Genomic DNA, 18,388 nt, shown 5'->3' with positions numbered 1-18,388 from the left:
TCCGCAACTTTTACTTTCTTCGCACTTCTTGACACTTCGGCCGCTGGCGACCCGCTATGCTGCCTCAGCAACAGAACCCAAGCGCATGTCCATCCCACCCTCTTTGACCACGCGCCGCATCCTGTTGATCGACGACGACGTCGACCTGGCATTGATGCTGCGTGAATACCTCGAACCCGGCCAGATCGAGCTGACCCTGGCGCACAACAGCGCCCAAGGTCTGCCTCTTGCAATGCAAGGTTGCTTCGACCTTGTCCTGCTCGACCTGATGCTGCCCGACGGCAACGGCCTCGACCTGTTACGGCGGCTGCGCCAGCATTCGCGCCGTCCGGTCATCATGTTCACCGCCCATGGCGGCGAAACCGACCGGGTGCTGGGGCTCGAGCTGGGCGCCGACGACTACCTGGCCAAGCCCTTCAGCCCGCGCGAGCTCAAGGCCCGCATCGGCGCGGTGCTGCGCCGCTTCGAGGAGACGCCGCAACCGCCGTCGCCCGAACTGAACGTGGGCGCGCTGTCGCTCGACGCCGCCAGCGGCCGCGCCCGCCTTGGCGCGCAAGAGGTGCTGCTGACCGGCGCCGAACAGCGCATCCTGGAAATCCTGATGCGCGCGCCGGGCCAGGTGGTGGCGCGCGACCAGATCAGCCTGTACGCGCTGGGCCGCAGCGCCGACCGCTACGACCGCAGCATCGACACCCACATCAGCAGCCTGCGCAGGAAACTGCAGCTGGACCAGGCCGGCGACGCCCCCGCCATCCGCAACCTGCGGGGGCTGGGCTACGTGCTGGCGGGCGCGGCCTGATGGCCTGGCTGCCGATACGCTCGCTGTTCTGGCGCGCCTTCCTGACCTTCTGGGGCGCGATGGCCATCATCACGGTCTGCGGCATGATGCTGACCGCGGCGGTGGCCTGGTACCGCGTCGATTCGCTGGACGGCCTGAATCCCGGCAACCTCACCCGCGATGCGACGCAGATCGCGCGCACCGACGGCGCCGACGGCCTGCGCCGGTGGCTCGCCGCCATGGATGCGCGCTATTCAGCGCTGAAGATCTATATCGTCGACACGCAGGACCGCGAGATCCTGGGGCGCCGCCTGCCGACCCGGCTGGGCGACTGGCTGGCGGCCTTCCGCGCCTCGCCCGATGCCAGCATGCTCACCGCCATCGACGTGGCCGCCGATCCCGACGCGCTGCGGGTGTCCTGGTGGGACCCGCAGCTGCTGATCCTGCCGGACCGCAGCCAGCTGCTGATGCTGTTCCTGCCATTCGATTCCTCGCACTGGGAGATGCTGGGCCTGACGCCGGTGGCGCTGGGGCTGCTGCTGTTCGCCCTGGCCATCACCGCGCCGTTCTGCTGGGCGCTGACGCGCCACGTGGCGGCGCCGCTGGATCACCTGCGCCGGGCGGCCCGCGCGCTGGCCGCCGGCCGGCTGGAAACGCGCAGCCCCGACGCCCTGGCGCTGCGCCAGGACGAAGTGGGCCTGCTGGCGCGCGACTTCGACGCCATGGCCGGCCGCCTGCAGGCGCTGGTGGACACCCGCGAACAGCTGCTGCGCAACATCGCCCACGAGCTGCGCTCGCCGCTGGCGCGGCTGCGCCTGGGGGTCGAGCTGGCGCGCCGCAAGGATGAACGCCAGGACCTGCAACTGGACCGCATCGAGCGCGAATGCGAGCGCCTGGACGCCCTGGTCGGCAGCACCTTGCGGCTGGCCCGCATGGGCGCCCTGCCCTCGCCGACCGAAACGCTGGACCTGGCCGAGGTGGTCGATGACGTGGTGCAGGATGCGCGCTTCGAAGCCGGCGACCGCGACATCACGATCGGCTGGCGCCGCCCCGCGCCGCTGCGCGTGGCCGCCGACCGCGACAGCCTGGCCAGCGCCATCGAGAACGTGCTGCGCAACGCGCTGCGATTCACGCCGGCGGGCGGCGCCATCCAGGTGCGCCTGCTGGCGGACGCCGGCGAGGCCAGCCTGGAAATCGAGGACAGCGGCCCCGGCGCGCCGGAAAAGGAACTGGCCTATCTGTTCGAGCCGTTCTACCAGAGCGCGGCGAACGCCGACGTCCCGCAAGGCGGCGCCGGCCTGGGCCTGAGCATCGCCCGCGCCGCCGTCGCGGCGCACAAGGGCCGGATCTCGGCGCGCAACGTCGCGCCGAACGGCCTGAGCGTGCGCATCGAGCTGCCGCGCGCGACGGCCTGAGCGCTAACGGAAAACGCCTGGCCGGCCCGCGGCGCGTGCGCCCGCGTCAGTCGTCGTCGGCCAGGATGGCGGCGGACAGCCGCGGCAACACCCGCAGGGCATTGGCCGTGGTGGCCTGCGCCACCTGCGCCACGGCAATGCCGCGCAGGTCGGCCAGCACCTGGGCGATGCGGCGCAGCTCGCCGGGCCGGTTGCGCCGTTGCGGCGGATGCAGCCAGGCCGGGGGGATATCGGGCGCGTCGGTTTCCAGCACCAGGTGCTGCAGGCCGACATCGGTGGCATGGCGGCGGATCTGCAACGCCCGCTCGTAGGTCATGGCGCCGCCCAGCCCCAGCGCGAAGCCCTGCTCGACAAAGGCCTGGGCCTGCTGCGCGCTGCCGTTGAAGGCATGCGCGATGCCGCCGATGCGGCCGTGGCGCCGCAGGTATTTCAACAGAATGTCCTGCGATTTGCGCACATGCAGCAGCACCGGCAGCTTGAATTCCGCCGCCATGGCCAGCTGGGCCGCATAGAAATGTTCCTGCCGCGCGCGCGGCTCGCCCGAGGCGATCTCGGGCACGAAGAAATCCAGGCCGATCTCGCCGATGGCGACGAAGCGCGGGTCGCCCAGCGATTGCCGGATGGCCTCGCGCAGGGCGTCCAGGTCGGCATCGACCGCGCGCTGCACATAGAGGGGATGGATGCCGAGCGCGTAGGCGCCGCCGGCCACCTGCGCCGCCAGGTCGCGCACCACGCCGAAGTTGGCGCGCTCGACGGCGGGAATGACGATGGCCTGCACGCCGGCGTCGAGCGCGTGCTCGGCCACCTCGCGGCGGTCGGCATCGAACTCGGCGGCATCCAGGTGGCAGTGGGTGTCGATCAGCATGGGCGCGGTCTCCTTGCCCGGGTCTCTTGCTCGATTATCGCGCCGCCGGCGGGGCAGCGTCAGCCCGAGACCAGCTTGCCGTTTTCCATCAGCAACTGGCGATCGGCGCGCGCCGCCAGCTCGGGATCGTGGGTGACGATGGCAAAGGCCGTGCCCGACTCGCGGTTGACCCGCGTCAGCAGCTCGAACATGTTGTGCGCGGTGTGGCGGTCGAGGTTGCCGGTGGGCTCGTCGGCCAGCACGCAGACCGGCCGCGTCACCAGCGCGCGCGCCAGCGCCACGCGCTGGCGTTCGCCGCCCGACAGCTGGCCCGGGTAATGGCCTTCGCGCGCCGCCAGGCCGACCAGGCCCAGCACCTCGCGCGCTGCCTCGCGGGCCTTGTCGCGGTTCTCGCGGCGCACGATCAGCGGCATGGCCACGTTGTCCAGCGCCGAGAATTCCGGCAGCAGGTGGTGGAACTGGTAGACGAAGCCCAGGCTGCGGTTGCGCACCTGGCTCTTCTTCGCTTCGCTCAGCCCCACGGCCAGCTGGCCGTCGACCGAGACCGAACCGCTGCTGGGCACGTCCAGCAGGCCCAGGATGTGCAGCAGCGTGCTCTTGCCGGAGCCGGACGCGCCGACGATGGCGACCATCTCGCCGCGCGCCACGGTCAGGCTGACGTTGCTCAACACCTCGATGCGGGCCGGGCCCTCGTCGTAGATCTTGACCAGCTTGTCGGCCTGCAGCGCCGGAGTCAGGGTATCAGTCATGGCGCAGCACCTGTGCGGGTTGCAGGCGCGAAGCGCGCCAGCTGGGGTACAAGGTCGCCAGCAACGACAGCACCAGGGAGGTCACGCCGATGGTCACGATGTCGCCCACCTGCGGGTCGGACGGCAAGGCGCTGATGAAATAGATCTCGCGCGGCAGGAAGTGCACGCCCAGCAGGCGCTCGATGAACGGCACGATCACGTCGACGTTGTAGGCGATGACGATACCGCCGGCCACGCCCAGCAGCGTGCCGATGACGCCGATCAGCGCGCCCTGCACCAGGAAGATGCGGGCCACTTCGCCCGGCCCGGCGCCCAGCGTGCGCAGGATGGCGATGTCCGACTGCTTGTCCTTGACCGCCATCACCAGCGACGACAGCAGGTTGAACGCGGCCACCGCGACGATCAGCGCCAGGATCAGGAACATCATGCGCTTTTCGGTCTGCACGGCGGCGAACCAGGTGCGGTTGTTGCGCGACCAGTCGCTCGCCATGACATACGGCGGCAGCACGTTGCGCAGCTCGGCCGCGACTTCGGGCGCCTTCTGCATGTCGGCCACGCGCAGGCGCACGCCGGCGGTGCCGCTGTCGCGGAAGACCTTGGCGGCGTCGTCGTTGTCGACGAAGGCCAGCGAGGAATCGTATTCGTAGTGGCCCGACGAGAACACGCCGACCACGGTGAACTGGCGCATGCGCGGCGCGAAGCCGGCCGGGCTGATGGAACCCTGCGGCGCCAGCATCAGCAGCGTGTCGCCCACCTTCACGCCCATGCCGTCGGCCAGCTCGTTGCCCAGCACCACGCCGAAGCCGCCCGGCTTCAGGTCGGTCAGCTTGCCCGCGACCATCTGCCGCGGCAGGTCCGAGACGTTGCCCTCGGTGGCCGGGTCGATGCCGCGCACCTGCACGCCGCGCAAGGCCTGGCCCCGCACCAGCATGCCCTGCGCCGCCACGAACGGCGCGCCGGCCTTGACCTCGGGGTTGCGCTTGGCGGCGTCGGCGAACTGCTGCCACTGTTCGAGCACCCGCTCGGGCGCGGCGCCCGGGATGTAAAGCTCGATGTGCGGCAGCACCGACAGCATGCGGTCACGGACCTCTTTCTGGAAACCGTTCATAACCGACAGCACCACGATCAGGGCGGCGACGCCCAGCGCGATGCCTGCCATCGAACTGGCGGCGATGAAAGAGATGAAGCGATCGCGGCGGCCGCGTCGCTGGCGGATCCGGGCCAACCCGGCATAGCGGGCGCCGATCCAGAGTTCGTAGGGTATTTTCAGCACGAGCGCATTATGGCATTAACCGGCCGGAAAACCGTCCCCGGATTGCGGGAATGGAAGACAAGCCATGACAAGCTATGGCAAGCGGGGCCGGGCTTAGTTCCCGCGCTGGGTCGGCATCCCGCCAGCGACTACAATCGCGGCCATGTTGATCGTCATTCCGGGCGCCTTGCCCGCCCTTCCCGTCGCCGCAGAACTGGCCAAGCTGCTGCCCGAGCGCGCGCCCACGCTGCACCGCTGGCTGCAGGCCGGCAGCGCCCGGGTCCAGGCCCACGACATCCGTACCCAGGGCTGTACCGCGTTCGAAGCCTGGCAGTTGCGTCAGGCGGGCTACACGCCCGAGGCCGGCCTGCTGCCGGGCGCCGGACTGGGCCCGCTGCTGGCCGGCGGCCAGGCCGGAGACGGCCCCGTCTGGCTGGCCGAACTGGTGCACCTGGCCCTGGGCACCGACCAGGCCACGCTGCTCGACCCCGCCCTGATGGAACTGCGCGACGAGGAAACCGCCGCGCTGTTCGAGACCGCCCGCCCCCTGTTCGACGGCACCGGCTTCGCGGTCGAAGCGCTGTCGGCCACCCGCTGGCGCCTGCGCCTGCCGGACGGCCTGCGGCCCCAGACCGCCAGTCCGCTGGCGGTGGCCGGCCAGCGCCTGAACGACTGGTGGCGCCAGGATGCCGAGACCCGGCCATGGCGCCGCCTGCTCAATGAAATCCAGATGTCGTGGCATGAGCATCCGGCCAACGAGGCCCGCGCCGCGCGCGGCCTGCCGCCGGTCAACGCCCTGTGGCTGTATGGCGGCGGCACCCCGTGGGCCATGCCGCCGGCCGGCCAGGGACAGGTCATGACCGACCTGGACGGACCGCAACGCGCCGGCGACTGGGCCGCCTGGCTCGACGCCCTGGCCGCGCTCGACCAGCGCCTGCGGCCGCTGGCCGGTCCCAAGGGCCTGCCGGACGCGCCCGCCGAACTGCTGCTGCTGGGCGACGACCGCAGCGCCACTCTCACCCTGAAACCGCGCGGGGGCCTGCTCGGCTTGCTGCCCGCGCCCAAGAAAAACTGGAGCGCCTGGTGGTCTCACCCCGCTTAACCGTCCGCCGCGCCGACCTCGCCGCCTGCCATGCCCTGGAAGCCTCGGGCATCCACCCGCTGCTGGCGCGCCTGTGGGCGGCCCGCGGCGTCACCCATCCCGACCAGACCAAGCTGGCCTGGCCGGCGCTGCTGCCGCCGGCCGGCCTGACGCATTCGGCGCACGCCGCCGGCGTGCTGGCCGACGCCATCCAGGCCGGCAGGAAGCTGCTGATCGTGGCCGACTATGACTGCGACGGCGCCACCGCCTGCGCCGTCGGCCTGCGCGCCCTGTCGGCCATGGGCGCCGATGTCGACTTCCTGGTGCCGAACCGCTTCGAGACCGGCTACGGCCTGTCGCCCGCCGTGGTCGAACTGGCCTGCCGCCACCGCGCCGGCAAGCCCGACATCATCATCACCGTGGACAACGGCATCGCCAGCGTCGACGGCGTGGCCGCGGCCAATGCCGCCGGCATCGGCGTGGTGATCACCGACCACCACCTGCCCGGCGACACGCTGCCGGACGCCCTGGCCATCGTCAACCCGAACCAGCCGGGCTGCGGCTTCCCGTCCAAGAACCTGGCGGGCGTCGGCGTCATCTTCTACATGATGCTGGCGCTGCGCGCCGAGCTGCGCCGCCGCGGCGTCTACGCCCCCGATGGCGGGCCGCGCCTGGACGCGCTGTCCGACCTGGTGGCGCTGGGCACCGTGGCCGACGTGGTAAAGCTCGACGCCAACAACCGCCTGCTGGTGACCCAGGGCCTGCAGCGCATGCGCAGCGGCCGCCTGCAACCCGGCCTGCGCGCCCTGTTCGCCGTGGCCGGCCGCGAGCCGCGCGCCGCCAACGGCTTCGACCTGGGCTTCGCGCTGGGCCCGCGCATCAACGCCGCCGGCCGCCTGGCCGACATGAGCCTGGGGATCGCCTGCCTGACCACCGACGACGAGGCCCAGGCGCTGGAGATGGCGCGCGAGCTGGACAACATCAACCGCGAGCGCCGCACCATCGAGGCCGAGATGCGCGAACAGGCCATGGCCGCCATGGAGGCGCCCGACGCCGCGCCCGGCGCCACGGTCTGCGTGTTCGACCCGGGCTGGCACCAGGGCGTGGTCGGCCTGGTGGCCTCGCGCCTGAAAGAGAAATTCTGGCGCCCCACCCTGGCCTTCGCGCCGGCCGGCGACGACGAGATCCGCGGCTCGGGCCGTTCGATTCCCGACGTGCACCTGCGCGACGTGCTGGACCTGGTGTCCAAGCGCCACCCCAACCTGATCCGCAAGTTCGGCGGCCACGCCATGGCGGCCGGCCTGACGCTGGGCCGCAACGACTTTCCGGCCTTCGCCCCGGCCTTCGACGCCGCCGTGCGCGAACTGACCGGCCGCGACACCTTCGAGCCCGTGATCGAGACCGACGGGTCGCTGGAATCCGGCTACGCCAACGCCGAGGTCGCCGGCCTGCTGCAGCAGCAGGTCTGGGGCGCGGGATTCGCCGCGCCGCTGTTCCTGGACGAATTCGTGGTGCGCAACCAGCGCCTGGTCGGCGAGAAGCACCTGAAGCTGTCGCTCGAACGCGGCCAGCAGCGCTTCGACGCCATCTGGTTCGGCCACGACCAGTCGCTGCCCGAGCACATCCAGGCGGCCTACCGGCTGGAGCAGAATGTGTGGAACGGGATGGTGTCGGTCCAGCTGGTGATCGAACACGCCGCATGATGTTGCCCCCACGCCGCGCCCGCTACGCGGGCTAGCTGCCCCCCGAGGGGGCGCTTTTGCCTTGGGGCGGCCCGGCGGCAAAGTAGGCCCCCACGCCGCGCCCGCTACGCGGGCTAGCTGCCCCCCGAGGGGGCGCTTTTGCCTTGGGGCGGCCCGGCGGCAAAAGGCCTTCTCGCCGACACCGAATAAAAACGGGCGCATCCTCGCGGATGCGCCCGTTTTTTTTGCCAGCCCCCGCCGCGCGGGGTCCGCGCGGCTACTTGTTGACCAGCTTGGCCGGCTGCGCCAGCGCCACCAGCGCGCCGACCACCAGGCACGCCGACAGCATGTACAGGCCGGTGTTGGTGGTGCCGGTCATGTCCTTGAGCCAGCCCACCAGGTAGGGACTGACGAAGCCCGCCAGGTTGCCCACCGAGTTGATCAGCGCGATCCCGGCGGCGGCGGCCGTGCCACCCAGCAGCGCGGTCGGCAGGCTCCAGAACAGCGGCAGCACCGTGCAGATGCCGATGTTGGCCACCGTCAGCGCCAGGATGGCCAGCACCGTGTTGCCGCTCCAGATCGCCGAGAACAGCAGCCCCACCGCGCCGCACAGCGCCGGGATGGCCACGTGCCAGCGGCGCTCGCGGTTGCGGTCGGAGTTGCGCGCGATCAGGATCATGCCGATCACCGCGAACAGGTTGGGCACGGCGGTCAGCAGGCCGATCGCCAGCGGGCTTTGCACGCCCGTGCTCTTGATCAGCGTCGGCATCCAGAACCCCACGCCGTACAGCCCCATCACGAACGAGAAGTAGATCAGCGCCATCGCCCACACGCGCGGACGCGTCAGCGCGGCGCGGATCGGCGGGTCTTCCTTGTGCTGTTCCTCGGCCGCGATGTTGCGGATCAGCACCGCCTTTTCATTGGCGGTCAGCCACTTGGCCTTGTTGATGCGGTCGTCCAGGTAGATCAGCACCAGCACGCCGATGATGACCGACGGGATGCCTTCGAGCAGGAACAGCCACTGCCAGCCGGACAGGCCGTGGTCGCCGTGGAAGGTGCTCATGATCCAGCCCGAGATCGGGCCGCCGATCAGGCCGGACATCGGCACCGCCGTCATGAAGAAGGTGGTGATGCGTCCGCGCCGGGCGGCGGGATACCAGTACGTCAGGTAGAGGATGATGCCCGGGAAGAACCCAGCCTCGGCCGCGCCCAGCAGGAAGCGCAGGAAATAGAACATGTGCACGCTGGTCACGAACATCATGCACGCCGAGATGATGCCCCAGGTGATCATGATCCGCGCGATCCAGACGCGCGCGCCGACTTTGTGGAGAATGATGTTGCTGGGAATCTCGAACAGGAAATAGCCGATGAAGAATATCCCCGCGCCCAATCCGTACACCGTCTCGCTGAACTGGAGTTCCTGCAGCATCTGCAGTTTGGCGAAGCCCACGTTGACGCGGTCCAGGTAGGCCACGACATAGCAGACGACCAACAGCGGCACCAGCCGCCACCCCACCTTGCGATAGATCCGGTCCTCCTCAGCCGCCGGGATCGCCGGCGAGACCCCGGGGGCCATAGTGTGTTCCATCAATGTCTCCTCCTCTGACGGGATAGGCCGGTCATGGACCGGCAGCTTGTCCGGTCCCGCGCCCCCAGCGGGGACATATGGGCCGGCAGACCAAGCCTAGAACCCCGTAGTTGACAAAAAACTGAACAACTATGCCCTCTGCGCGCAAACCCCTAGAACGAACCGGCGGAATCGGGCGGAACCTTGTCCGGACGGGTTTTCTGCTTCATCCGTCCCCCTGTGTACCGGCGCGTCCCACGGGACGGCGGCTTACACGGTAAAATGCCCGGTTTCGCACAAAAGTCATCAGGAATCATCATGGAAGCCGAACGTCAGAACCAGCTCGCAGCCCGCCTCGCCGACTACGCGGAGCGCGAACAGGCTCTACGGAGGTATCTTTGACTACGATGCCAAAACCGAACGCCTGCAGGTCGTAAACGCCGAGCTCGAAGACCCGGCCGTCTGGAATGACCCCAAGCACGCCCAGGACCTGGGCCGTGAAAAGAAATCCCTCGAAGAGGTGGTAGAGACCCTCACCGCGCTCGGCACGGGCCTGGCCGACTCGAACGAACTGTTCGAACTGGCCGCCGCCGACGACGATGACGCCACGCTCGAATCCATCGAACTGGACGCCAACGGCTTCCAGGAAAAGCTGGAAGGCCTCGAATTCCGCCGCATGTTCTCGAACCCGGCCGATCCCCTGAACTGCTTCCTGGACATCCAGGCAGGCGCGGGCGGCACGGAAGCGCAGGACTGGGCCTCGATGCTGCTGCGCCAGTACCTCAAGTACGCCGAGCGCAAGGGCTTCAAGGCCGAAGTGCTGGAAGAATCCGAGGGCGAAGTGGCCGGCATCAAGTCCGCCACCATCAAGCTCGAGGGCGAGTACGCCTTCGGCTACCTGCGCACGGAAACCGGCGTGCACCGCCTGGTGCGCAAGAGCCCGTTCGACTCGTCGGGCGGCCGCCACACCTCGTTCGCCAGCGTGTTCGTCTACCCCGAGGTCGACGATTCCTTCGAAGTCGAAGTGAATCCGGCCGACCTGCGCGTGGACACCTACCGCGCCTCGGGCGCGGGCGGCCAGCACATCAACAAGACCGACTCGGCCGTGCGCCTGACGCACATCCCGACCGGGATCGTGGTGCAGTGCCAGAACGACCGCTCGCAGCACCGCAACCGCGCCGAAGCGATGCAGATGCTCAAGTCCAAGCTGTACGAACTGGAAATGCGCAACCGCATGGCCGAGCAGCAGAAGCTGGAAGACTCCAAGACCGACGTGGGTTGGGGCCACCAGATCCGCTCGTACGTGCTGGACCAGAGCCGCATCAAGGACCTGCGCACCAACGTCGAAATCTCCAACACGCAGAAAGTGCTGGACGGCGACCTGGATCCCTTCATCCAGGCCAGCCTCAAGCAAGGCGTGTAAGTTCCGCGATACTTCCGTCCACCGTACCCCGAGGGTTCACGCATGTCTGACACCATCGCAATTCTCACCGGCGCTTCGCGCGGCATCGGCGCCGCCATGGCGCGCGGCCTGGCCAAACCGGGCACCCGCCTGATCACCCTGGCGCGCCGCGAAGACCCCGAGCTGGCCGCCTACGCCCGCTCGCAGGACGCGCAGCTGGAGCAGCTGTCCGTGGACCTCTCGGACCTGGCCGCGGCGGAAGCGGCCGCGCGCCGCATCTGCGACACGCTGCCGCGCGACGCCGGCCGCTACCTGCTGATCAACAACGCCGGCACCGTGCACCCCGTGTCCGGCACCGACGCGCTGATCGACGGCCCGGCGATTGCCGCCGCCTTCAACCTGAACGTGACGGCCGTGATGCTGCTGACCGCGCGCTTCCTGGCCGCGGTCGAAGACCTCAAGGCGGACCGCCGCGTGCTCAACATCTCGTCCGGCGCCGGCCGCAATCCCAACGCCGGCTGGGGCGTGTATTGCGCCACCAAGGCCGCGCTCGACATGTACTCGCGCGTGGTCAAGCAGGAACAGGGCGAGGACGGCGCGCGCGTCGTCTCGCTGGCGCCCGGCATCGTCGACACCGACATGCAGGCCGCCATCCGTTCCAGCGATCCCAAGAGCTTCCCGGCGCTGGCCAAGTTCCAGGACTTCCACGCCACCGGCAAGCTGTCCTCGCCCGCCAACGTGGCCTCCCGCATCCTCGCCTACCTGGATCGCGACGACTTCGGCACCACCGAAATCGACGACATCCGCAATTACGACTGATCCCCCGACCATGACCGACCACACGACCGCTCCGGCCCCCGCCCAGGATGAAAACCGCTTGATCGCCGAACGGCGCGCCAAGCTGGCCAAACTGCGCGAGACCGGGGTCGCGTATCCCAACGATTTCGTCCCCGACGCCCGCGCCGCCGCCCTGCACGACAAGTACGACGACCAGGAGCAGGAAGCCCTGGCCGCCGCGCCCGTCACCGTCAAGGTCGCCGGCCGCATGATGCTCAAGCGCGTCATGGGCAAGGCCAGCTTCGCCACGCTGCAGGACAGCACCGGCCGCATCCAGATCTACCTGGACCGCGGCACGCTCGGCGAAGACAGCTACGCCGCGTTCAAGCAATGGGATATCGGCGACATCATCGCGATCGAAGGGTCGGTCTTCAAGACCAACAAGGGCGAGCTGTCGGTGCACGCCGCCACGGCGCGCCTGCTGTCCAAGTCGCTGCGCCCGCTGCCGGACAAGTTCCACGGCGTGGCCGACCAGGAACTGCGCTACCGCCAGCGCTACGTCGACCTCATCATGACCGACGCCACGCGCCGCACCTTCGAGGCGCGCAGCAAGGCCGTGGGCAGCATCCGCCAGTTCATGCTGAACGCCGGCTTCCTCGAAGTCGAAACGCCCATGCTGCACCCGATCCCGGGCGGCGCGGCGGCCAAGCCCTTCGTCACGCACCACAACGCGCTGGACATGGAAATGTTCCTGCGCATCGCGCCCGAGCTCTACCTCAAGCGCCTCATCGTCGGCGGCTTCGAACGCGTGTTCGAGGTCAACCGCAACTTCCGCAATGAAGGCGTGAGCCCGCGCCACAATCCGGAATTCACGATGATGGAGTTCTACGCGGCCTTCGCGGACTACCGCTGGCTGATGGACTTCACCGAGGAACTGATCCGCCAGGCCGCCATCTCGGCCACCGGCAGCGCCGTGCTGACCTACCAGGAACGCGAGCTGGATCTGTCCAAGCCGTTCGACCGCCTGACCATCTGCGAAGCCATCCTCAAGTACGCCCCGGGCTACACCCAGGCGCAACTGGACGACCCGGCCTTCGTGCGCGCCGAGCTCAAGAAGCTGGGCGCCGACGCCGACGGCCCGGTGCTGTCGCGCGCCGGCCTGGGCGCGCTGCAGCTGGCGCTGTTCGAAGAGACCGCCGAAGCCAAGCTGTGGAACCCCACGTACATCATCGACTACCCGGTCGAAGTGTCGCCGCTGGCGCGCGCCTCCGACAGCCGCGAAGGCATCACCGAGCGCTTCGAGCTGTTCATGACGGGCCGCGAGATCGCCAACGGCTTCTCCGAACTGAACGACCCCGAAGACCAGGCCGAGCGTTTCCGCTCGCAGGTCGAGGCCAAGGATGCCGGCGACGAGGAAGCGATGTACTACGACGCCGACTACATCCGCGCGCTGGAATACGGCATGCCCCCGACGGGCGGCTGCGGCATCGGCATCGACCGCCTGGTCATGCTGCTGACCGACAGCCCCAGCATCCGCGACGTCATCCTCTTCCCGCACCTGCGCCGTGAAGACTAAGACGCGGGCGGCGTCATGATCGTCAAGATCCTGATGCTGGCCGCGGTGGTTGCGGCGCTGTTCTTCATGGTGATGCAACCCCGCCGCGGCCGCGGCGGCTACGCCACGGGCCCCGCGCCCGTGCGCCGCACGCCGCTGTTCATCGCGCTGTGCCTGGCCACCGCGCTGGCCCTGACCGGCACGCTGGTCACGGCGGTGATCTGGATGGGCAGCGTCGCTGGCGGCGTGACCGGCGGCGGCTACCACGGCGAAGCCGATTTCCTCCTGACCATCGCGGCCGCCCTGCTGGCGATCGCGGTGGCCTGCGGCGTCGGCGCCTTCCTCAAGCGCAAGGGCTGATCCCGCGCGACGGGCGGCCGCCGTGCGTGGCGCCGCCCTACCCCTTCTTCCTTATCGCGACCGCCAGGCGCCGCATGGCGAGATCGATCTCGTGCGCGCTCAGCGAGGCATAGCCCAGCAGCCAGCCTTGCAGCGCCGGCGTGCCCGCATACAGCCGCGCCAGGCCCGGCAACACCAGGCCGGCCTGCGCGGCGCGGCGGATGGTGTCCGCCTCCGACCACCCCGGCTCCAGCAGGCAGGGCACCTGCAGCCCGCCCTCGGGGCGCAGCGCGCGCGCCACCCCCGCCAGGTGTTTGCCGACCGCCGCCAGCATCGCCTCGCGCCGCGCCGCGTACAGCTTGCGCATGGCCCGCACGTGCGCGTTGTAGTGGCCGTCGGCCATGAAGCGCGCCAGCGTCAGTTGCAGGATCTGCGGCGTATGGCCGTCAACGATGCTGCGCGCGCGGCTGAAGGCGCCGACCAGCTCGTCCGGCAGTGCCATGTAGCCCATCCGCAGGCCCGGATAGAGCGTCTTGCTGAAGGTGCCGAGGTATATCGTGCGGCCATGCCGGTCCAGCCCCTGCACGCAGGCGGTCGGCAGGCCGTCGTAATGGAATTCGCTGTCGTAGTCGTCCTCGATGATCCACTTGCCGCTCTCGGCCGCCCAGCGCGTCAGGTCGAGCCGCCGCTCCAGCGACAGGGTCGCCCCGGTCGGATACTGGTGCGACGGCGTCACGTAGACGCAGCTGGCGCCGCTGCGGTCGGCCCGCAGCAGGTCGGTGCGGATGCCCTGCGCGTCGACATCGATCGGCACCACCCGGGCCTCGGCGAATTCGAATGCCTTGCGGGCGCCGAAGTAGCCCGGATTCTCCAGCAGGATCGGCTTGCCCGCGTCCACCAGCAGCTGCGCGCACAGGAACAGCGCCTGGCGCGTGCTGCTCAGCACCACGATCTGCTCGGCGCGGACCTTGGCGCCGCGCTCCAGGTTCAGGTAGGTCGCGATAGCCTTGCGCAAGGGCTCGGCGCCCTGCGGATCGCCATGCAGCAGCACCGTGCCGCGATGATCCTTCATCACCTGCCGCTGCAGCCGTTCCCACACGCCGGTCGGAAAGGTGCGGGTCTCGGGCAGGCCGGTGGCGAAGGCCTGGATCGTCTGCTGGTCGGCCACGCCGCCGCTGTCGAAGATCGCGCCCCCGCGCCGGCTCAGGCCCGCCGTCGGCGCGGCCGGTTGCGGCGCCTCGGGCCGGCGTTCGCGGGCCGGCGGGCGGCGCCGCGCCGATCCGCGCAGTTCGGTGCCGATGGTCTCGGACACGTAGCTGCCCGAGCCCTTGCGCCGCGCGATGAAGCCGTCGCGCTGCAACTGCACGTAGGCGTTTTCGACCGTGTCGCGGGCCACGCCCAGCGACTGCGCCAGCGCGCGCGTGGCGGGCAGTTTCACGCCCGGGTCCAGATCGCCGTCCAGCACCAGCGCGCGCAGGGCACGCTGGATGCGCAGATGCAGATCGAGCGGCGCCAGGTCGGCGTCGCCCATGCGGATCTTCAGGGTATCCAGCGCGAAGGTCTTGCTCATGCGGTCTGTCCGAAGGCCATGAAAGCGTCGATGAAAGGCGACCATTCTAGTCGCGGCCGGCCGCGCCGGGCTAAAAAAGTGGTCTGGCCTGGAACGATAAAGTGTACTGACGTGACAGTCCAATACGGCGCTACAAAGTGGGCTGCCACTCAACCCATCCCGCATCCCCTCGCCCCCCATGTCCTCCCCCAGCGCCTCCTCCCTGCTTCCGCGCGATCTCGTCCATCCCATCGTCGCCGGCCTGATCTCGGTGATCGTCAACTACGGCGGCACCTTCATCCTGGTGTTCCAGGCCGCCAAGGTCGCCGGTCTCAGTCCGGCGCTGACCGCCTCCTGGGTCTGGTCGGTGTCGATCGGCGTGGGCATCACCGGCATCGTGCTGAGCTGGCTCAGCCGCGAACCGGTCATCACCGCCTGGTCCACGCCCGCCGCCGCCTTCCTGGTCACGGCCCTGGCGACCACGCCGTATGCCGAGGCCATCGGCGCCTACCTGATCTCGGCCGCCGCCTTCGTCCTGCTCGGACTGTCCGGCTATTTCGACAAGGCCATCCGCCTCATCCCCCCGGGCGTGGCCGCCGGCCTGCTGGCGGGCATCCTGCTGCCGTTCGGCATCGGCGCCTTCGGCGGCATGAGCCTGGACCCGTTGCTGGTGGGCTGGCTGATCCTGGCCTATGTCGCGCTCAAGCGCTATACGGCGCGCTACGCCGTGGTCGGCATCCTGGTGTCCGGCCTGGCGCTGCTGCTGGCGCAGGATCGGGTCGACCTGTCGGGGCTGCGGCTGGAATTCGCCGCGCCCGTCTTCACCGCGCCCGCGTTCTCGCTCAACGGACTGCTGAGCGTGGCGCTGCCGCTGTTCCTGATCACGCTGACGGGCCAGTACATGCCCGGCATGCTGGTGCTGCGCAACGACGGCTTCAAGACCAGCGCCAACCCTATCGTCACCCTCACCGGCCTGGGCTCGCTGCTGATGGCGCCGTTCGGCTCGCATGCCTTCAACCTGGCCGCCATCACCGCCGCCATCTGCACCGGCCGCGAAGCCCATGACGACCCGTCCAAGCGCTGGATCGCCGGCGTCGCCGCGGGCGTCTTCTACATCCTGGTCGGCATCTTCGGCGTGACGCTGGCCGCCGTGTTCATGGCGCTGCCGGCCGCCTTCATCACCACCTTGGCGGGCCTGGCCCTGCTGGGCACCATCGGCGGCAGCCTGGCCAGCGCGCTGGCCGACGCCAAATCGCGCGAGGCCTCGCTCATCACCTTCCTGGCGGCCGCCGCCAACATCAAGCTGTTCGGCATCGGCGGCGCCTTCTGGGGCCTGGTGATCGGCCTGCTGGCGCACGCCCTGCTCAACGGCCGCCTGCCATGGCGCGCGGCCCGTTACACTGCATCGACGCGTTCCGACTCCGCGCACAAGCAACTGGTGAAATGATGACGACTTCCCCCGACAGCGCCGCGGCCACGCCGGCCGACGGTGACACCCAGACCCGGCACGACCAGCATGGCCGCTACCCGCAGGCCCTCAGCGTCGAGGATTTCCAGCACAACCTAGCGACGATCCACGCCCGCATGGCGGCCGCCTGCGATCGCGTCGGGCGCGATCCGGCCAGCGTGCAATTGCTGCCGGTCAGCAAGACCATGGACGAATCCCGCATCCGGCTGGCCCACGCCGCCGGCTGCCGCCTGCTGGGCGAGAACAAGGTGCAGGAAGCCCACCGCAAATGGGAAAACACCGCCGACCTGGCCGATCTGCGCTGGTCGGTCATCGGCCACCTGCAGACCAACAAGGCCAAGCTGGTGGCGCAGTTCGCCAGCGAGTTCCAGGCGCTGGACAGCCTGCGGCTGGCCGAGGCGCTGGACCGGCGCCTGCAGGCCGAGGGCCGCGCGCTGGACGTGTTCGTGCAGGTCAACACCTCCGGCGAGCCCAGCAAGTATGGCCTGGCGCCCGACGACGTGGCGGCCTTCCTCCAGGCGCTGCCGGCCTACTCCGCGCTGCGCGTGCGCGGCCTCATGACGCTGGCGCTGTTCTCCAGCGAGGCCGAACGCGTGCGCCAGTGCTTCGTGCTGCTGCGCGGCCTGCGCGACCGCCTGCGCCAGGAAGCGCCCGCGGGCATCCACCTGGACGAACTGTCGATGGGCATGTCCGGCGACTTCGAGATCGCCATCGAAGAAGGCGCCACCCTGGTGCGCGTCGGCCAGGCGATCTTCGGCGCGCGCGCGCTGCCGGACAGCCATTACTGGCCGGGCAGCGCCTGATCCGCCGGGCGCTTCATGCCACCGGCCAGCGCCCCGCCCCCTCCGGCAACGCCGGCAGGCTGGCCCGCAGCATCTCATCGATGAACGCCGCCGGCCGCAGCCGGCCGTCGGGCTTGTACCACTGCACCGTCAGGTTCATCGCGCCCAGCACGCACCGCTTGATCACGCGCGCGTCGCCGCGCAGCAGGCCGGCGGCCACCGCCGCCGCCACTGCGTCCTGCCACATCGCCTCGTAGCGGTCGCTCAACCCCTTGACGCTGGCCTGGCTCGGCGCCGACAGGCTGCGCCACTCGTAGACCAGCGCATTCATGGCATCGCCGCCAGCGCCGTGCAGCATGCTCCACATGTGCACGCGAAACAGCGCCGCCAGCCGGTCGGCCGGCGCCTGGTACAACGCCAGGGCCTGGCGGCCCGCATCCAGCACTTCCTGGATGCCGTTGTTCATCACCGCCACCAGGATTTCCTCCTTGCTGCGGAAATGGTGGAACAGACTGCCGGACTGCAGGCCCACGGCGCGCGCCAGCTCGCGCACCGTGGTGCGCTCGTAGCCATGCTTGCGGAACAGGCGGGCCGCCGTCAGGATCACCTCGGCGCGACGCAGCGATTCCGCGCCGTCCTCGTGTCCGATCGGCGCCGCGCCCAGGTCGTCCCTGTCGATCCGGCTCATAGGCGTTCGATGATCGTCGCGGTCGCCATGCCATGGCCGATGCACATGACCTGCAGCCCGAACTGGCCGCCGGTGGCGCGCAGTCCCGCCAGCATCTTGGCCATCAACGCCGCGCCGGTCGCGCCCAAGGGATGACCATGGGCGATGGCCCCGCCCCACGGGTTGACCTTCGACGGATCCGCGCCCAGCGTCTTCAGCCAGGCCAGCACCACGCTGGCGAAGGCCTCGTTGATCTCGATCCAGTCGATATCCGCCAGCCGCAGGCCGGCGCGCGCCAGGGCCTGATCGGTGGCGGGGATGACGCCAGTCAGCTGCAACACCGGGTCCGAGCCGATCGCCACGCGCGCGCGGAACCGCGCCTGCGGCCGCAGCCCGTCGGCCAGCGCCACGGCGCGATCCGCCAGCAGCACCGCGGCGGCGCCGTCGGCCAGCTGGCTGG

The 18,388-nt window shown here is 69.7% G+C and carries 16 protein-coding genes and 1 pseudogene; 10 read left to right on the top strand and 7 right to left on the bottom strand.

All coding sequences use genetic code 11. The annotated features are described in order from the left end of the window. Positions 1 to 85 precede the first annotated feature (85 nt). Both H0523_RS17210 and H0523_RS17205 read left to right on the top strand, forming a co-directional pair. Entirely contained in the window at positions 86 to 799 is a 714-nt protein-coding gene (locus H0523_RS17210) for a response regulator transcription factor (protein WP_054429900.1), read from the top strand. Then, a complete protein-coding gene (locus tag H0523_RS17205; protein WP_054429902.1) occupies positions 799 to 2,193 on the top strand; it encodes a sensor histidine kinase in 1,395 nt (464 codons plus the stop codon). Before H0523_RS17210 ends, H0523_RS17205 begins: the two co-directional genes overlap by 1 nt. A gap of 46 nt (positions 2,194 to 2,239) precedes the next feature. Here H0523_RS17205 and H0523_RS17200 read toward each other — a convergent pair whose 3' ends face one another. The 3 genes from H0523_RS17200 to H0523_RS17190 are packed head-to-tail and all read right to left on the bottom strand — an operon-like array spanning position 2,240 to position 5,032. Next, the gene (locus H0523_RS17200; RefSeq protein ID WP_054429903.1) at positions 2,240 to 3,058 is read right to left on the bottom strand and encodes a TatD family hydrolase; all 819 of its coding nucleotides are present in this window, start codon (positions 3,056 to 3,058) and stop codon (positions 2,240 to 2,242) included. A 59-nt stretch (positions 3,059 to 3,117) separates the two neighbouring features. Continuing rightward, positions 3,118 to 3,807: an ABC transporter ATP-binding protein gene (locus H0523_RS17195; protein ID WP_054429906.1), complete on the bottom strand. Its 690-nt coding sequence runs from the start codon at positions 3,805 to 3,807 to the stop codon at positions 3,118 to 3,120. Continuing rightward, positions 3,800 to 5,032 carry a lipoprotein-releasing ABC transporter permease subunit gene (locus H0523_RS17190; protein WP_231689767.1) on the bottom strand — a complete coding sequence of 411 codons (1,233 nt, stop codon included), beginning with the start codon at positions 5,030 to 5,032 and terminating at the stop codon, positions 3,800 to 3,802. The genes H0523_RS17195 and H0523_RS17190 overlap by 8 nt, the downstream gene beginning before the upstream one ends. Positions 5,033 to 5,222: 190 nt before the next feature. Here H0523_RS17190 and H0523_RS17185 point away from each other — a divergent pair, with 190 nt between their 5' ends. Both H0523_RS17185 and recJ read left to right on the top strand, forming a co-directional pair. Beyond that, positions 5,223 to 6,161, top strand: a complete 939-nt coding sequence (locus tag H0523_RS17185) for a hypothetical protein (protein WP_054429909.1) — start codon at positions 5,223 to 5,225, stop codon at positions 6,159 to 6,161. Next, a complete protein-coding gene (gene recJ / locus H0523_RS17180) occupies positions 6,143 to 7,843 on the top strand; it encodes a single-stranded-DNA-specific exonuclease RecJ (protein ID WP_054429911.1) in 1,701 nt (566 codons plus the stop codon). Before H0523_RS17185 ends, recJ begins: the two co-directional genes overlap by 19 nt. Before the next feature lie 256 nt (positions 7,844 to 8,099). Here recJ and H0523_RS17175 read toward each other — a convergent pair whose 3' ends face one another. After that, positions 8,100 to 9,410 (bottom strand): MFS transporter, encoded by a 1,311-nt coding sequence (locus H0523_RS17175; RefSeq protein ID WP_054478507.1) that lies wholly within the window; start codon positions 9,408 to 9,410, stop codon positions 8,100 to 8,102. Positions 9,411 to 9,707: 297 nt separating this feature from the next. Here H0523_RS17175 and prfB point away from each other — a divergent pair. The 4 genes from prfB (at position 9,708) to H0523_RS17155 (ending at position 13,483) form a co-directional block, all read left to right on the top strand. Then, positions 9,708 to 10,812 (top strand): peptide chain release factor 2 gene (gene prfB, locus H0523_RS17170; protein ID WP_156333266.1). Its coding sequence is split into 2 segments (ribosomal slippage): positions 9,708 to 9,788 and positions 9,790 to 10,812, totalling 1,104 coding nucleotides; the frame shifts between segments, so codons are not numbered across the junction. A gap of 42 nt (positions 10,813 to 10,854) precedes the next feature. Beyond that, positions 10,855 to 11,610, top strand: coding sequence for an SDR family oxidoreductase (locus H0523_RS17165; RefSeq protein ID WP_054429915.1), 756 nt, complete (start codon positions 10,855 to 10,857; stop codon positions 11,608 to 11,610). Positions 11,611 to 11,620: 10 nt separating this feature from the next. Further along, a complete protein-coding gene (lysS, locus tag H0523_RS17160) occupies positions 11,621 to 13,144 on the top strand; it encodes a lysine--tRNA ligase (protein ID WP_054429917.1) in 1,524 nt (507 codons plus the stop codon). Between the two features lie 15 nt (positions 13,145 to 13,159). After that, complete coding sequence (locus H0523_RS17155) at positions 13,160 to 13,483, top strand: hypothetical protein (RefSeq protein ID WP_054429919.1); 324 nt, start codon at positions 13,160 to 13,162, stop codon at positions 13,481 to 13,483. Positions 13,484 to 13,520: 37 nt separating this feature from the next. On the opposite strand, the gene pdxR is transcribed toward H0523_RS17155, so the two are convergent. Further along, complete coding sequence (gene pdxR, locus H0523_RS17150; RefSeq protein WP_054460480.1) at positions 13,521 to 15,032, bottom strand: MocR-like pyridoxine biosynthesis transcription factor PdxR; 1,512 nt, start codon at positions 15,030 to 15,032, stop codon at positions 13,521 to 13,523. Positions 15,033 to 15,210: 178 nt separating this feature from the next. Here pdxR and H0523_RS17145 point away from each other — a divergent pair, with 178 nt between their 5' ends. Beyond that, entirely contained in the window at positions 15,211 to 16,458 is a 1,248-nt protein-coding gene (locus tag H0523_RS17145) for a benzoate/H(+) symporter BenE family transporter (RefSeq protein WP_054429923.1), read from the top strand. Then, on the top strand, positions 16,455 to 17,282 hold the full coding sequence (locus H0523_RS17140) for a YggS family pyridoxal phosphate-dependent enzyme (RefSeq protein ID WP_180180098.1): 828 nt from the start codon (positions 16,455 to 16,457) through the stop codon (positions 17,280 to 17,282). Before H0523_RS17145 ends, H0523_RS17140 begins: the two co-directional genes overlap by 4 nt. A gap of 13 nt (positions 17,283 to 17,295) precedes the next feature. Here H0523_RS17140 and H0523_RS17135 read toward each other — a convergent pair whose 3' ends face one another. Next, positions 17,296 to 17,949, bottom strand: a complete 654-nt coding sequence (locus H0523_RS17135) for a TetR/AcrR family transcriptional regulator (protein ID WP_054429926.1) — start codon at positions 17,947 to 17,949, stop codon at positions 17,296 to 17,298. Beyond that, a pseudogene (locus tag H0523_RS17130) lies at positions 17,946 to 18,388 on the bottom strand (steroid 3-ketoacyl-CoA thiolase); the annotation flags it as partial. The gene H0523_RS17135 and the pseudogene H0523_RS17130, both read right to left, overlap by 4 nt.

This window comes from Achromobacter insuavis, from assembly GCF_902859645.1.
Classification (GTDB): domain Bacteria; phylum Pseudomonadota; class Gammaproteobacteria; order Burkholderiales; family Burkholderiaceae_B; genus Achromobacter; species Achromobacter insuavis.
The sequence above is the reverse complement of the archived record's forward strand: the minus strand, read 5'-3'. Positions and strand labels throughout refer to the sequence as shown.